At 68.7% G+C, this 15,125-nt stretch carries 15 protein-coding genes; 9 read left to right on the top strand and 6 right to left on the bottom strand.

Annotated elements, in window-relative coordinates; translation table 11 throughout:
* Positions 1–53 precede the first annotated feature (53 nt).
* The 3 genes from ACT3UL_RS17460 to ACT3UL_RS17450 all read left to right on the top strand — a co-directional run bounded on the left by ACT3UL_RS17460 (position 54) and on the right by ACT3UL_RS17450 (position 2,644).
* Positions 54–1,118 (top strand): tellurite resistance/C4-dicarboxylate transporter family protein, encoded by a 1,065-nt coding sequence (locus ACT3UL_RS17460; RefSeq protein WP_444579623.1) that lies wholly within the window; start codon positions 54–56, stop codon positions 1,116–1,118.
* A gap of 125 nt (positions 1,119–1,243) precedes the next feature.
* Positions 1,244–1,870, top strand: a complete 627-nt coding sequence (locus tag ACT3UL_RS17455) for a dihydrofolate reductase family protein (protein ID WP_441463334.1) — start codon at positions 1,244–1,246, stop codon at positions 1,868–1,870.
* A 3-nt stretch (positions 1,871–1,873) separates the two neighbouring features.
* Positions 1,874–2,644, top strand: coding sequence for a DUF899 family protein (locus tag ACT3UL_RS17450; RefSeq protein ID WP_444579622.1), 771 nt, complete (start codon positions 1,874–1,876; stop codon positions 2,642–2,644).
* A 58-nt stretch (positions 2,645–2,702) separates the two neighbouring features.
* Here the strand turns inward: ACT3UL_RS17450 and ACT3UL_RS17445 are convergent, their stop codons facing one another.
* On the bottom strand, positions 2,703–3,023 hold the full coding sequence (locus tag ACT3UL_RS17445; protein ID WP_441463338.1) for a putative quinol monooxygenase: 321 nt from the start codon (positions 3,021–3,023) through the stop codon (positions 2,703–2,705).
* A gap of 165 nt (positions 3,024–3,188) precedes the next feature.
* Here ACT3UL_RS17445 and ACT3UL_RS17440 point away from each other — a divergent pair, with 165 nt between their 5' ends.
* From ACT3UL_RS17440 to ACT3UL_RS17430, 3 genes are all read left to right on the top strand, one after another.
* Positions 3,189–3,980, top strand: a complete 792-nt coding sequence (locus ACT3UL_RS17440; RefSeq protein WP_443426305.1) for an IclR family transcriptional regulator — start codon at positions 3,189–3,191, stop codon at positions 3,978–3,980.
* A gap of 128 nt (positions 3,981–4,108) precedes the next feature.
* Positions 4,109–4,711, top strand: a complete 603-nt coding sequence (locus ACT3UL_RS17435; RefSeq protein ID WP_441463342.1) for a hypothetical protein — start codon at positions 4,109–4,111, stop codon at positions 4,709–4,711.
* Positions 4,708–6,273 carry a GMC family oxidoreductase gene (locus ACT3UL_RS17430; RefSeq protein ID WP_444579621.1) on the top strand — a complete coding sequence of 522 codons (1,566 nt, stop codon included), beginning with the start codon at positions 4,708–4,710 and terminating at the stop codon, positions 6,271–6,273. Before ACT3UL_RS17435 ends, ACT3UL_RS17430 begins: the two co-directional genes overlap by 4 nt.
* A 33-nt stretch (positions 6,274–6,306) precedes the next feature.
* On the opposite strand, the gene ACT3UL_RS17425 is transcribed toward ACT3UL_RS17430, so the two are convergent.
* Together ACT3UL_RS17425 and ACT3UL_RS17420 are read right to left on the bottom strand one after the other, a co-directional pair.
* Positions 6,307–7,755, bottom strand: coding sequence for an MDR family MFS transporter (locus tag ACT3UL_RS17425; RefSeq protein ID WP_444579620.1), 1,449 nt, complete (start codon positions 7,753–7,755; stop codon positions 6,307–6,309).
* Positions 7,756–8,166: 411 nt separating this feature from the next.
* Positions 8,167–8,970 (bottom strand): SurA N-terminal domain-containing protein, encoded by an 804-nt coding sequence (locus ACT3UL_RS17420; RefSeq protein ID WP_444579619.1) that lies wholly within the window; start codon positions 8,968–8,970, stop codon positions 8,167–8,169.
* Positions 8,971–9,217: 247 nt separating this feature from the next.
* Here ACT3UL_RS17420 and ACT3UL_RS17415 point away from each other — a divergent pair, with 247 nt between their 5' ends.
* Positions 9,218–9,712, top strand: a complete 495-nt coding sequence (locus tag ACT3UL_RS17415) for a hypothetical protein (RefSeq protein ID WP_444579618.1) — start codon at positions 9,218–9,220, stop codon at positions 9,710–9,712.
* A 128-nt stretch (positions 9,713–9,840) separates the two neighbouring features.
* Here ACT3UL_RS17415 and ACT3UL_RS17410 read toward each other — a convergent pair whose 3' ends face one another.
* The 3 genes from ACT3UL_RS17410 to ACT3UL_RS17400 form a co-directional block, all read right to left on the bottom strand.
* On the bottom strand, positions 9,841–10,689 hold the full coding sequence (locus ACT3UL_RS17410; protein WP_444579617.1) for a sugar phosphate isomerase/epimerase family protein: 849 nt from the start codon (positions 10,687–10,689) through the stop codon (positions 9,841–9,843).
* 159 nt (positions 10,690–10,848) lie between these two features.
* Positions 10,849–12,021, bottom strand: a complete 1,173-nt coding sequence (locus ACT3UL_RS17405; protein ID WP_444579616.1) for a Gfo/Idh/MocA family protein — start codon at positions 12,019–12,021, stop codon at positions 10,849–10,851.
* A gap of 313 nt (positions 12,022–12,334) precedes the next feature.
* Entirely contained in the window at positions 12,335–13,420 is a 1,086-nt protein-coding gene (locus ACT3UL_RS17400; RefSeq protein ID WP_444579615.1) for a transglycosylase family protein, read from the bottom strand.
* 406 nt (positions 13,421–13,826) lie between these two features.
* Here ACT3UL_RS17400 and ACT3UL_RS17395 point away from each other — a divergent pair, with 406 nt between their 5' ends.
* Positions 13,827–14,309, top strand: a complete 483-nt coding sequence (locus ACT3UL_RS17395) for a globin domain-containing protein (protein WP_443351009.1) — start codon at positions 13,827–13,829, stop codon at positions 14,307–14,309.
* 33 nt (positions 14,310–14,342) lie between these two features.
* Entirely contained in the window at positions 14,343–15,008 is a 666-nt protein-coding gene (locus ACT3UL_RS17390) for a lysoplasmalogenase (protein WP_443351010.1), read from the top strand.
* Positions 15,009–15,125 lie beyond the last annotated feature (117 nt).

The following is a 15,125-nucleotide window of genomic DNA, read 5'->3' as shown; positions in this document are numbered from 1 at the left end:
GCGACCGCGGGGTGGGGATGTGGGCACAATTGGGGATGTGGGCACAATAGAGCGTGACCAGGACGCCTCCCCACCTCGCCGTACGAGCCGACAGTGCGATATCCGGGCTCTCCCCCGGATATTTCGCCCTGGTGATGGCGACCGGGATCCTGTCGGTCGCGCTGCACGAAGCCGGGTTCGTGGGTGCCTCGCGGGTCGCCCTCCCGCTCGCCGTGGGCGCGTACCTGGTGCTCGTGGGTCTCTTCGCGACCCGCGCGATCCGCCACGGCCGACGGATGCTCGCCGATGCCCGGAATTCCGAGACGGCCTTCGGGTACTTCACGATCGTCGCCGGCACCGGAGTGCTCGCGGCCGGCTTCCAGGGGAACGGGATGGGGAGCCTCTCGGTCGGCCTGCTGATCGTGGCGGCCGCGATCTGGCTGGTGCTGGGCTATGTGCTGCCCTGGCAGGTCCTCATGGCGCGGGACGGTGAGCCGATCCTCGCCCGCACCAACGGCACCTGGTTCATCTGGTCCGTGGCCTCGCAGTCCCTCGCCGTCGGGCTCTCCGGGCTGAACCCCGCGACACCACGACTCGCCGACCTGCTCGGCATCGCCACCGTGATGGCCTGGTCGGTGGGGACGATCCTCTACGTCGGGATCGCTGTGCTGGTCATCCTGCGCGTGGTGCACCACGGCATCACCCCGCAGCAGTTCGAGCCGCCCTACTGGGTGGCCATGGGCGCGCTGGCCATCTCCGTGGTCGCCGGAGCGAGCATCGTGGACATGGGATCGGTGCCGATGGTCGACGCGGCCAGGGGGCTCATCGGCGGCACCGTCGTCGTCTTCTGGTGCTTCGCGGCATGGCTGGTGCCGCTGCTGGTCGGCGCCGGGATCTGGCGCCATCTGCTCCATCGCGTCCCGCTGCGCTACACCCCGGCCCTATGGTCGATGGTGTTCCCGCTGGGCATGTTCGCCGTCGCCTCGATGCGACTGGGCCGCGTGGAGCACATGCCCGCGGTCGAGACCATCGGGGCGGGGTTCCTCGTCGTCGCCCTGCTCGTCTGGGTGCTGGTCGCTGCGGGACTTGCCGTGACGATCGGACGAGGAGCGCGGCGACGCCCCGTCGGCCGGGCATGAGCGCCGTCTCTGCGATCTCCGTCGTCCTCGTTGCCGGCCTCTGGACGATGGCGGTGCCCGCCCTCGCGGCGTAATCTGGGATCCGCACACGCACGGGCCGGATCTCTCGACGTCGAGGACCACTCATGGATGACATCCCTGCACCACGGACCGCACAGCCGCTGCTCGTCGACTTCATCCTCTCGCTGGACGGCTGCGCCGCCGGCGAGGGCTGGCCGGGGTGGTGGGGCCTCCAGAGCGACGAGTACCTCGACTGGCTCGCCGAGGAGCCCGACTACGTCTCGTTGATGGGGGCGACCACGTACCGGCTGATGTCCGAGATGGGGCAGCAGGCCGAGCAGATCGAGATCTCCGAGGAGGAGAAGGCGAGCTTCGAGGAGATGGCCCAGCTGCCGAAGGTGGTCTTCTCCTCGACGCTCCAGGAGCCGCTCGCCTGGCCGAACACCACTCTGATCAGCACCGACGCCGTCGAGGCGGTGCGGGAGCTGAAGCAGACCTCCACGGTGCCGCTGACCACCGTGGGCAGCATCCGCCTCAGCCACTCCCTGATGAAGGCCGGCCTTGTGGATCGCTTCCGGGTCATCCTGTTCCCGGTGCTCACGGGCCGCACCGGCCTTGAGCGGATCTGGGACCGCTTCGAGGACTTCGCCCTGGAGCTCACCGAGGCGCGTACCTTCGCCGGTGGTCTCCAGCTGCTCGAGTACGCACCGACCCACCTGCCGGAACCTCCCGGCACCGCCTGGGAGCGCTGAGCGATGTCACCTGAGGCTGCGCGAGGAGAGGGGACACCACCGGTGGTGGATATGGCCACCTGGCAGGACGTCCGCGACGAGCTGCTGGTGCGGGAGAAGGCCCATACCCACGAGGGCGATGCCCTCGCCGCGGCCAGGCGCCAGCTCCCCATGGTCGAGATCGACGGCTCCGTCGAGGTGGTGGGCCGGGACGGCCCGGTGCCCTTCCGGGACCTGTTCGAGGGCCGCGATCGGCTCGTGGTCTACCAGCACATGTGGCACGACGGCGCCCCGCATCAGGGCCAGTGCGAAGGCTGCACCACCACTGCCTGGCACCTGCAGGACGCCACCTATCTCCACGGCCACGGGGTGTCCCTGGCGATCCTCACCACCGGGCCGTGGGAGGAGGTCGCCCCGTACACCGAGTTCATGGGCTACACCCAGGTGCCCTGGTACTCGGTGCGCGGGCTCGCCGAGCCCGTCGGCGGCGGGATGGGCTATCTGGCGAGCTTCCTGCGGGACGGGGACCGCGTGTTCCTCACCTACCGCACCACCGGTCGGGGCAACGAACGTGTCAACGTCGCGATGGGGCTGCTCGACATGACCCCGTACGGGCGCGGAGAGAGCTGGGAGGATACTCCCGACGGCTGGCCGGCGGGTCGCCATGCGTGCTGGTCCTGGCGCACCGACTCCGAGGGGAACCCCACCTGGGGAGGGACCAGCCGGCCGCTTCCGCAGTGGACGAGGCCCGGCGCCGCCCCGGTGACGACGCTCGGCCGGCGCGGCGAGCACTGATCTCCGCAGCGCTGCGGATCACAGCGCTGCGGAGTCGGGCCCGGGCCGGGAGTTCGCGTCAGTCGACCTGGATTTCGCCCATGGGACCCCAGCCGTCGCTCTCGATCTGCTGGGAGATGATCTGCGGCGTGGCCTCGAGGTACTGCGGGAACTCCTCCTGCATGGTCGCGAAGTGCGGGGAGTTCACGTGCGGTCCGGCGCCCTCGTCGGTGAACGCCTCGATGAGCACATAGGTGTTCGGCTCCTTGACGCTGCGCGACCACTCGAACCACAGGTTGCCCGGCTCGGCGAGCGTGGTCTCGGTGAACTCGCGGGAGAGCTCGGGCCACTGATCCGCGAACTCGGGCTTCACAGGGAACTTCACGTTGATGAGGATCATGATCGGGTCCTTCCGGGACAGAGAGATGAGTGGGGACAGCCTGCCCGGCTCTCGGACGGGCGGATAGAGCGATTCTCGCAGGGCAAGAACGCCTCCGGCCACCGCGATCAGGCCCCGGTCGGCGCGGCCGTGCACCACAATGGGAACGGACCGCGAGGGGGAGACATGGCAGGCACGCAGGATCGGGACGCCGAGGTCCCCACCGGGCAGATCGCCCGGGCGATCGCGGTGCTCGAGGCCGTCGCGGAGCACGGCAGCAGCACCGCGCGCACCATCGCCCAGGCCACCTCCATCCCGCTGCCCACGGTCTACCGGCTCGCTCAGGAGCTCATCCGCGCCGAGTACCTCGTCCACCTCAAGGACGAGCAGCGCTTCGCGCTGGGCTACAAGCTGCACCGACTGGCCGTAGGGCTCCACGACGACCTCGGGATCCCGCGGGCAGTGCGCGAAGAGGTCCACGGGATGCACCGGGATCTCGGCATGGCGGCCTACCTCGCGATCCACCGCGGCACGGACTTCGTCGTCGTGCACGTCTCCGATTCGCCGGCCGCGCCGCGGCTCTCGCCCTTGGGCTTCGGTTTCCACGAGAGCCCCCACGCCACGGCCTTCGGGAAGGTGGGGCTCAGCGCGCTCGGCATCGAGGAGCGCGACGCCTTCCTCACCGATCGCACCCTGCTGGCGCACACCGACCGCACCGTCACGGACCCCGAGCTGCTGCGCCGCCAGCTCGACGAGATCGCCGAGCGCGGCATGGCCTGGGAGCACCAGGAGTTCCAGCTCGGCACGGACTGTCTCGCCGCCTCGATCCGGGCCGACGACGGTCTGCTCATCGCCACGGTCGCCGTCTCGGCCCCGGTGGCGGCCTATGCGGGCCGGGTGCGCCACGTCGAGGACCGGGTGCGCGCCTGCGCCTCCCGCGCCGGCCGGGCCTACCGCCTCGGCGGCCATCACCCCTGAACCCGCTCCTGAACGCACCCCAGAACTGTCGGCTTCTCGCCGAGCGATAACGCGGCTTGTCGACGGCCCGCCCCCTCCCTAGTGTGTGCCTCAGATCACTGACGACGACGCAGTGGGGAGGAGAGGTAATGAACGCATCGCAGAGCAGCGAGGCAGTCGACGAGGCAGTCAATGACGTCGAAGGCACGGAAGAGGCACGACGCACCCTGATTGCCCTGATCAAAGCCGCATTCCCGCATGAGAAGGTCCCGGACGCCGCCTACGAGCGGGCCGCAGACACCGTGCAGAAGCAGGCTGACGACAGCACCTGGATGCGCGTCAAGCTCGCCCAGGGGCTCGACTCCCTGCAGGGCCTGACCGACGGGCGCTTCCACGAGCTGACCCCGCAGCAGGCGCACCTGGTGCTGCTGAGGGTGCAGCACACCACCTTCTTCGGCTTCGTGCGGCAGACGGTCGTGGTCAACCTCTACGAGGACGAGGAGGTGTGGGAGGCGCTCGGCTACGAGGGGCCGTCCTTCGACAAGGGCGGCTACATCGACCGTGGCTTCGATGACCTCGACTGGCTGCCCGATCCACGCATCGAGGAGTACGACGGCGAGCCCCTGGAGGACGTCGTCTCGGATCTTCCCACCGCCGCGAGCACCCGCAGCAACCGGGCGGCCGCTGTCCCGGCCGGGCAGAGCAAGGCACGAGCAGGACGCGTCGGGACCGGAAGGAAGCAGACCTCATGAGCACCATCGACCACGACACCGAAGCCGTCGTCATCATCGGATCCGGGGCCGGAGGCGGCACCCTCGCCTACGAGCTGACCCGGCAGGGCATCGAGTGCGTCGTCCTCGAAGCAGGGCCCTACCTGCGCCACGAGGACTACATGAACCTCGAGTGGGAGGCCTTCAACCAGATGGCCTGGACCGACCCCCGCACCACCTCCGGGTCCTGGCGGGTGGCCCAGGACTTCCCGAATCTGCCGACGTGGATCGTGAAGGCCGTCGGCGGCACCACCACCCACTGGTCGGGGGCGACCCCGCGGCTCAAGCCGCACGAATTCCGAGCCCGCAGCACCTACGGGCGGATCGACGGGGCGAACCTGCTGGACTGGCCGATCTCCTACGACGACCTCGAGCCGTACTACATGCGGGCCGAGGACGCGATCGGCTCCACCCACCGCGGGGGGCGCCCGCCGCTGCCGGCGAACAACAACTACAAGGTCCTCGCCGCCGGCGCCGAGAAGCTCGGGATGAAGCATTACGCAACCGGCCCGTACGGCACCAACGCCGAGCCGTACGACGGGCGCCCCGCCTCCATCCAGGACGGCTTCAACTTCCAGGGCGACAAGAACACGTCGAAATGGTCGACCATGGTCCGCGAGATCCCGCGCGCCCTGGAGACGGGGCTGCTGGACCTGCGCCCCGATTCCCATGTCGCGCAGATCCTCCACGACCGCAGCGGCCGGGTCGACGCGGTGATCTACCTCGACAAGGACGGAAACCTGAACCGTCAGGCCGCCAAGGTCGTGTGCGTGGCCGGGAACTCGATCGAGACGCCCCGGCTGCTGCACCTCAGCTCCTCCTCGATGTTCCCCGACGGGCTCGCGAACTCCTCCGGGCAGGTGGGTCGCAACTACATGCGCCACATGACCGGGAGCGTGTACGCGCAGTTCGACAAGCCGGTGCACATGTATCGGGGCGAGACCATGGCCGGGAACATCTCGGATGAGTCCGTGCACAACCCGGCACGCGGATTCGCCGGCGGCTACTACATCCAGACCATCTCGCTGGGCCCGGCGTTCATGGCGAGCTTCGTCGAACCGGGCGCCTGGGGGCCGGACTTCACCGCGCTGCTGGAAGGGTACGAGAACACGGCCGGCTGCTGGCTGGTGGGGGAGGACATGCCGCAGGAGTCCAACGCGGTCACTCTCAACTCGTCGATGAGCGACCAGCACGGGCTGCCGGTCGCGAACGTGCACTTCGACGACCACGCCAATGACGTCGCTATGCGCGAGCATGCGTACTCCACCGCGCAGAAGCTGTACCGCGCCGTGGGGGCCGAGAGCACGCACCGCACCACTCCGTATCCGTCCACGCACAACCTCGGCACCTGTCGCATGAGCGAGCGGCCCGAGGACGGTGTGGTCGACCAGTGGGGCCGAGCGCACGACGTTCCGAACCTGTTCATCTCCGACGGCTCGCAGTTCACCACCGGGGCGGCCGCGAACCCGACGCTCACGATCGTGGCGCTCGCGATCCGGCAGGCCGAATACCTGGCCCAGGAGCTCCGCGCGGGGCGGGTGTGACTGCGGAGCGGAGGGCGGGCCCCCTGCCGGAGATCAGTCCTCCGTGAGGTCGGGCTCGCCGGGGCCGGAGTGCCCGGAGTGGATCGTCCGCGGGGTCAGGGAGCGGATGAAGAAGGCTCCGATGAACCCGAGCACGCTGAAGCCGCCGGCCACGATGAAGGCGACGTTGACGCCGTGGATCGGACCCTGTGCCCCATGGGTCGCGGGGTCCAGCGCGGCGGAGGTCATCACGGTGACCAGCACGGCGGTTCCCACGGACGCCGCGATCTGGCGCAGCGTGTTGTTCAGGGCTGTGCCGTGGGGGATGAGGTGCTGCGGCAGCTGGTTCAGGGCCGCCGTGGTGACCGGCATGATCACCATGGCCGTGCCGAACATCCGGAAGGCGTTGACGATCGCGATATAGGCGAACGTGGTGGTCGGGGTGAGCGTGGCGAGCAGGAACGTCGTGACCGTCACCAGGGCGAAGCCGATGATGGCCAGCCACTTGGCCCCGAAGCGGTCGAAGATCCGCCCCGTCACGGGGGACATCAGCCCCATCACCACGGCGCCGGGCAGCAGCACGAGACCGGAGTCCATCGCACTGTGCTCGGTCATGTTCTGCATGTACAGGGGGATCATCAGCATCCCGCCGATCATCGCCATGAACACGAGCATGCCCAGCACGGTGCCGAGGGTGAACATGCGGAATCGCAGAACGCGGAACTCGAGGATCGGCTGCTCGAGGCGTCCCTGGCGACGGATGAACCACACCAGCGCGACCACGCCGACCACGAGGGAGATGAGCACCTCGGGGCTGCCCCATCCGGTGTTCCCCGCAGTGCCGAGGCCGAAGAGCAGACCGCCGAAACCGAACGTGGACAGGATGATCGACAGCACGTCCAGCCGCGGGTGGGTGCGCTCGGTGACGTTCTTGAGGATGAACGACGCGACGAGGATGTCGATGATCGCGATCGGCACCAGCATGATGAACAGCGTCTGCCAGGGCAGATGATCCACGATCCAGCCCGAGAGGCTGGGGCCGATCGCCGGGGCGAAGGCGATCACGAGGCCGAAGGTGCCCATCGCCGTGCCGCGCTTCTCGAGCGGGAACACGGCGAACAGGATCGTCTGCATCAGCGGCATGATGATGCCGCCGCCGGCCGCCTGGACGACACGGCCGATCAGCAGCACCGAGAAGGCTGGCGCGAGGGCGCAGATCACCGTGCCGATCGTGAAGAGGCCCATCGCCGCGAAGAACAGGGAACGCGTGGTGAACTTCTGGATCAGGAACGCGGTGATCGGGATCATGATGCCGTTGACCAGCATGAAGATCGTGGTGACCCATTGCGCGGAGTTCGCGGTGATGTCGAAGTCGCGCATGAACTCCGGCAGCGCCGTGTTCAGCAGAGTCTGGTTCAGGATGACGATGAACGCCCCGGAGACCAGGGTCGCCAGGACGACATTGCGGTTGAACGGGGCAGGGGCGCCGTTCTTGTCTGTCACCGGGGGTCTCTCCTCTGCTGCGTCTGGCCCGTCATCGCGGATGCTCGGGGAGCAGAGCGGGCCGGTACTCGCACACTAGGCATGAGCTTGCAGCGACTGCAAGTATTTCTTCGGCCTGCTCCCGGTCCTCCCCGTGACTATCCGGTGCGCGCTCACGCGCGTGGCTCACCGGTCTTCGCGCAGGTCGCAGGCAGGTTCGCTGGCGGGCTGGTCTGCCGGGCAGGCGAGTCCCTGGGCTTGTCTCGCCGGCAGTGCGATGCCGCACACCACGCACGACGACGAAAGCACCAGGTACCAGGCACCAGGCGCCGAGGCGCCGGGCAGCAGAGGATCCTCGCGCCGCGTCCTGGTGGACGTGGTGCGAGGATCCTCGTCTGCTCCCGCTCAGGGGGCTGTGGCCATCAGAGGCCATCAGATGTTGATCGTGACGTCGCCCTTCTTCTCCAGGTCGTCAGCGAGCTTCGTCGCCGCCTCGCCCTGCTGCTGCTGCGTCGCCTGATCCGCCAGCTGATCCTTCACGTCCTCGAAGGGTGGGACCTCGCCCTGCTGGCCGCCGGACTGCTCCTGCTGGGCGACGAGCTGGTCGTACTGCGCCTTGAGCTCCTCGTCGCTCGGCTTCTTGATGTCGGCCTCCTGCTCGATGTACGTCGTCAGGGCGAACTGGGAGGCGGCGTCCGCGCGCACGTCGTCCGCGCTCATGCCCTGCTGCTCGAGAGCCTTGACGACCTCGTCGGCGGAGCCCATGCCGTTCTGCGCGGCGATCTCCTCGAGCGTGGCGTCGATGTCCTTGTCGGAGGCCTTGATGCCGGAGTCCGAGGCGGCCTGCAGGAGCAGGTGGTTGTCGACGAGCTGACCGGCGACCTGCTTCTTCAGATCGGCCTGGTCGATCTCCTGACCGGTGGACTGCTGCTGCATCGAGGCCTGCTGGAACTGCGGCTCGTAGGCCTTGACGAACTCGTCCTTGGAGATCTTCTCCCCGTTGACCTCGGCGACGACATCGGGGACGTCGGAGACATCGGCCTCGGGCATCGCCTGCTCGCCGCCGGCCTGGGGGGCGCCTCCACCATCGCTCGCGGCGGGTGGCTGCTCGCCTCCGCCATCGCTGGCGCCCGACGGGGCGGACTGGTCGTCGCTGCACCCGGTCAGGGCGAGGACGGCGGCGAACGAGACGGCGACGATCGAGTTACGGAGCTTCGAGGTGCTGGGGACCTTCACTGTGCCTCCTGGGGTTGAGCGGCGCGGGCGACGTTACGCCCCGAAACCTGGCATCGCGTTGCGGAAGCGTCCAGAGAGCGGCCAGGAAGTCGCGTTCCGTGGGCAGTGTCACGAAACGGTAACGGTCCCGGCTCTCTCGGAGCAGATCCTCGCCCGAGCTCACCGGCCGGCAGGGGGCGATCCGTCGCGACTGCTCGCTTCTCCAGAAATGCCGGGACGTGCGCGGCACCCGCCTACGGTGTCGGGCATGGATATCACTGCTCCTTCCGACTGCGGGAACTCGCCACGGATGGCGCTCGTCGCCGACCTCATCACGGCCTGGGCGACAGGGGACGAGGCATCGGTGCATGAGTGGCTCGTCGAGGGCGCCCGATGGGTGCTGGTCGGTGCGCAGCGCCCGGGGGAGGCCCCTGGCGAGGCCGACAGGACGGCCGACGGGAAGGCCGACGGGAAGGCCGACGGGAAGGCCGACGGGAAGGCCGACGGGAAGGCCGCCGACGATGACGATGCCGCCGACGATGACGGGGCGACCGACGTCATCGTGCCGCCGCCGTTCGAGGCCGACCGCGGCGAGATCCTCACTGTCCTCAACCACGGGCGGCTCGCCGCCTGCGACGGCTACCTCCTCCGCGGTGCCGAGCGCGTGGACTTCTGCCACGTGATCCGCTTCGCCGGAGCCTCGAAGACGGCGAAGATCCGCGAGATCCGTACGTACCTCCAGCCCGCCGCCGGAGAGCACTGAGGCAGAGCATCGAGCGATAGCCGCAGAACGATGCCCGGCGCCTCCCGTCGGAACAGGGGGCGCCGGGCATCGTGGCCGTGGACGGAACGCGGCTGTGGGGTGAACGCGGCCGTGGACGGGACGCGCGGTCAGTACCCGATGGACCTCAGGTACTCGCGGGACTCACGGATGCAGTCGATCGGGTCGCGGCCGTAGGTGTCATCCTGCTCGATGAGGAAGTACTCGGCGCCGGCCTTCTCCGCGGCGGGGAGCAGCGCGGGCCAGTTCATGTTCCCCTGGCCCACCTCGGCGAACTGGCCGAGCGACAGGAAGGCACCGTAGAACTCCTGCATGTCGATCTCCTTCGCCTCGAACCTGCGGTAGACCTCTGCATCCAGCGGGGCCACGCGGAAGTCCTTGACGTGGATGAGCTTGCAGGCACCCGAGTACGCCTCGAGCATGTCCAGCGGTGCCATGCCGCCGCGCTGGACCCAGTGGAGGTCCACCTCGAACAGCAGGGACGGGGCCACCCGGCGCACGATGTCGAATATCCGCTCACCCTCGAACTGGATGAGATCCACGTGGTGGTTGTGATAGCACAGCGTCACACCCCGCTCGGCGAGCCGGGCGGCGTAGGGCTCGACCGAGGCTGCCCACTCCTCGCAGGCCTGCTTCGAGGTCATGGCCTCGAAGGGCATCATGCCGATGCGCAGGAAGCGCGAGCCGGTCTTCGTGCAGGCCTCGACGGCGCGCTCGAACTCGGTCTCGAGGGCGAAGCCGTTGCCACCGGGGGCGATCGAGGCGCTCATGGCGGCGGTCTCGACATTGAAGTCCGCCGTGCCGCGCACGAGGTCGTCGATCAGCTCGTCGGTCATCTCCACCTGGGAGACCTCGACGGCGTCGAGGTCGAGCTCGCGCACGTCACGGAGCACCTCGTACATCCCCTTCTCGTTGATCTGGTCCTTGAGCATCATGAGCTGGAGTCCGAGCACGGGCATGGGTGTTCTCCTTGAAGTCTTCGGGCCGACGCAGCAGGTGCGCGGCGCGGGTGGTGCGGTGGTCGTCCGGCCGACGGGGGTCATGCGTGGTCGGCGGCGTACATACGGTGCGGGCCCAGGGGGCGTGCTGGCGCATACCTCCCTGGGCCCGCTGCGCGATCAGGAGCGGACGGGGAACGTGCCCTCGGCCTCGATGCGCTTGTTGAGCTCGGCGAGGTACTCCTCGGCCGGGTAGTCGACCAGGTCGATCTCGCGGCCGGTCCAGGCCGACAGCTGCATGCCCGAGGCCAGGCGCACACCGTTGATGCCCTCGGCGCCATCAGCGATCAGCGGGGTGCCGTCGTTGATATGCGCGGCGAAGTTGGTCAGGACGTCGATGTGCTGCTGGCCCCAGGCCGACTCGTAGTCCTTCTCCTCGACGGTGTAGACCTCGGAGGGATCCATCTCGCCGCGGAAGAGCTTGGCGACGTCCTGCATCGTCATCTTGTCGCTGAGCGAGCGCTCGTCCTCGCTGAGCCGGGTGATCGTGACCTTCTTCGAGGCGTCCACGACGACCTTGCCCTTGTCGAACAGCATCTCCAGGCGATCGGTGCCGACGATGTCGTTCGTGGAGGTCAGGAAGTGGCCGGTGGCGCCGTCGCCGAAGTCGACGAGGGCGTTGACCTCGTCCTCGGTGGCGATGTCGCGCTGGAAGCCGAAGGCGAGCTTCGCGAAGACCTTCTTCGGGGTTCCGCACAGCCACTGCCACAGGTCCAGCTGGTGGGGAGCCTGGTTCACGAGGACGCCGCCGCCCTCGCCGCCCCAGGTCGCACGCCATGCCGACTGGTCGTAGTAGCCCTGCGGACGCCACCAGGTGGTGATGATCCACGAGGTGTGGCGCAGCGTGCCCAGCTCGCCGGAGTCGATCAGCGCCTTCAGATCCGTGTAGACGGGGTTGGTGCGCTGGTTGAACATGATGGCGAAGGTGGTCTCGGGGTGAGCGGCCGCGAAGTCGTTCATCTCCTCGACCTGCTTGGTGTACACACCGGCCGGCTTCTCGGTGAGGGTGTGGATGCCCTTGCCGATCGCCGTGATCGTCATCTCCGAGTGCAGGAAGTGCGGCACGGTGGTGACCACGGCATCGACATCGCCGGAGTCGAGCATCGCGATGTAGTCGTCGTAGAAGGGGGTGCCGGCGTGCTTCTCCGCGGCGAGCTCCTTCTTGGCGGGATCGATATCGGCGATCGCCCCGAGGGACATCCCCTCGACCTTGCCGTCGGCGAGCAGCCCGGCGTACATGCCGCCCTGGGCGCCCAGTCCGATGATCCCGAGTCGTACGTTCTTCTCCGACATGAGTGTCTCCTGTCCACGGTGAAAGGTGATGACTCGCGGGACGCCACTCGTCGTGCAGTGCGGATGACGGCTCCCGATCGCCCCGATCGCGGCGGCTGCTTGCAGCCGAGCGCGACGAATGGCCCGAGTGTGTCCCGGACGGTGGAGAGTGGGTGCTTCTTGCCATGAGTTGCAGGCGTGGGGGAGAACCGGCGACCGGCAGAGCGTCGGGTCCGGTGACGCCGTGCATGTCCCGAGAGACCGGGAAAGGCCGGGCCCCTAGGGGCCCGGCCTTTCGATATCCGCACTGGTGTCGCGAGTCGCGACGGAAGGATCAGTAGAGGTTGAGGAAGGTCTGCACGACCTCCACGGTGTCCCCATCGATCTCGTCGGAGCCGTTCTGGGTGGCGCCGACCTCGTGCTGCAGACCGGCGACGGTGTCCTCGCCGATCGTGCCGTCCTGATCGGTGTTGGCCCAGGCCTGGAGTGCGAGGGTGGTCTCCTCGTTCATCTCACCGGTCTGGTCCACGCCCAGCCAATCCTGGAGGGCGGTGACGGTGTCGGTGCCCATCGTGCCGTCGACGTCGAGCGTGCCGGCCACGGAGAGATCCGCGGTCGCGTGCGAGCCGGCGTCGGACTGCTTGGGCGCCTCGGGCTGAGCGGCGGGCTTCTCGGCCTGCTGCTTCTGCTCGGTCTTCTTGGTGAAGCCGTTGTCATCGCAGTTGTCCGCGATGCCGTCGCCGTCGCAGCTCCAGTCGCCCTGCTTCTCGGCCGGGGCGGCGGGCTTCTGGGCCTGCTGCTTCGGCGCTTCCTGCTGCTTCTGCTCGGTCTGCTTCGGCGCTTCCTGCTGCTTCTGCTCGGTCTTCTTGGTGAAGCCGTTGTCGTCGCAGTTGTCGGCGATGCCGTCGCCGTTGCAGCTCCAGTCGCCCTGCTTCTCGGCGGGCTTGCGCTCGCTGGAACGATCGGCCTTCTGATCGGCCTTGCGCGACGAGGTGGAGCTGCTGTTGTCCGCAGACGGGGCGCTGGAGGTGTCCGCGCCACCGGTCAGGCTCACGCCGCAGGTGGGCCAGGCGCCCTTGCCCTGCTGGGCGAGGACCTTCTCGGCGGTGGCGATCTGCTGGCTCTTCGAGGCTTGGTCGGCGCTCGAGGCGTACTGCGAGCCACCGAAGGCATCCCAGGTCTGCTGCGAGAACTGCAGGCCGCCGTAGTAGCCGTTGCCGGTGTTGGCCGACCAGTCGCCGCTGGACTCGCAGGCCGCGACGCTGTCCCAGCCGCCGGCTGCGTTCGCGGCGCCGCCGGTGGCGAGCATACCGGTCGCGACGAGCGCGCCTCCGGCGAGGCCGATGGCGGAGCGGGTCATGCCACGGCGGAGCGTGGCGGTCTTCGGGGTCCGGATGGCGTGTGTGTTGTGCGGGGACATGGACACGTCCTTTCACATATCTCGCGGGGGTCGCGCCTCCCGTGGATAGCACGGTCGTCGCGTCGCGTATCTCGCGTCTGTCGAACGTCGGCCACGGTACGGCGGCGGTCCCCCCTCGAAGCAAGGGCATCGGCCCGTTCTGGCGGAGACTTTGCGTTCCGCAGGAGCGGGGATGACTTTTCGCAGCTGGGATGGAAGTTCTCCTGACCTGCGGCGATGGTGTGCTCCACGCACGAGACCGGAGGGTTGGGAGCTGTGTCACGGGGTGTTTCGTAGGTCACGGGATGGTCACGGTGATCGTGATCCAGGCCTCGGGGGTCGGCGGCGCCGGACAGTGTGTGCCGGCACCAGCGCCCGTTGTCCGGTCGCTGCGCTCCGACCTGCCTGGCGCGGATACTCTGGACCCATGGAGCAGAGCATCTTCGATGCCGCTGGAGGGATGGACGCGATGCGGAGCATCGCGAGGTGCTGGCACGAGCTGGCATTGACCGACCCGGTGGTGGCTCACGCGTTCTCCCACGGCTACGCCGCGGATCATGAGGAGCGGCTGGCGACCTACCTGGCCCAGGCGCTCGGAGGGCCCCCTGCCTACACCGAGTCCTACGGCGCGCCCGCGCAGATGAATCGCCTCCATGCGGGGAACGGGGTCCACGAGGACTTCGACGAGGCGGGAATCGCCGTCTTCGCACGCGCTGTGGCCCAGGCGGACATCCCCGACCCCGCGGCCACCTCGATCGTGGAGTACTGGGCCTGGATGACCCGCGACGTGCTGAACCGGCATCCCGGCACCGCGGCGGCCGTTCCTGCCGATGTTCCCGTCCACACCTGGACCTGGGGTGGGCCGAGCGCGCCGGGAGACGGACCCCGTATCCCTGCCCCGTCTTCCTGAGTCACCGCTCTCGGCTCCCTCTACGCTTCGTCCATGTGGCTCGCTCTGCTCGTCGTCGCCGTGGTGTCGTCCGTGCATCTGGGCGCCCAGCTGCTCGACGCGGTGATGCTCGCGGCCCTCACCCAGACCCTGCTCATGCCCGCCCTCGCCGTGTCGCTCTGGACGGGTACGACGGCTCCGCGGGGCCGACTGGTGGTGCTCGCGCTCGGAGCCCTCGGCCTGTCCTGGGTGGGCGATACCGCGCCACGCCTCCTCCCGGACAGCCTGTCCTTCGTGGGGATGCTGGCGGCATTCCTCTTCGCACAGCTCCTGTACGCGGCGGCGTTCTGGCCGTGGCGCCACCGTTCAGTGCTCGCGCGTCCTGTGCTGCTGATCCCGTACGTCGCCGCAGGCGTGCTGATCTGCGCGCTCTGCGCGGCGCAGGCCGGGCTGCTGCTTCCCGCGATCGTCGTCTACGCGGCGGCGATCATGGTGATGGCGGCACTCGCCACGGGTCTCGGCGTGCGGGCCGGTATCGGGGGCGCCGTCTTCGTCGTCTCGGACTCCCTGATCGCCCTGGACGCCTTCGGAGTGCTCACCCTTCCCGCTCAGGGATTCTGGGTGATGAGCACCTACCTTCTCGCGCAGCTGCTCCTGGTGCTCTCGGTGCGCCACCGCGCGGCCGAGCCCCGGCAGGCACGGACGACTCACCACCACTGAGAGCACGGCATAGTTGCGCGTTCGGCACAGCTGTGCGCACTACACAGCGGGCCTCACAGCACAGCTGCGCGCTCGGCGCGGACGTCGGGACGGCGCCCCCCCGATGATACCGGGGGG

The sequence above is a fragment of the Brachybacterium sp. 107 genome (assembly GCF_052379725.1).
Classification (GTDB): Bacteria; Actinomycetota; Actinomycetes; order Actinomycetales; family Dermabacteraceae; genus Brachybacterium.
Note: the sequence above shows the minus strand (reverse complement) of the source record. Positions and strands in the feature narration are given on the sequence as shown.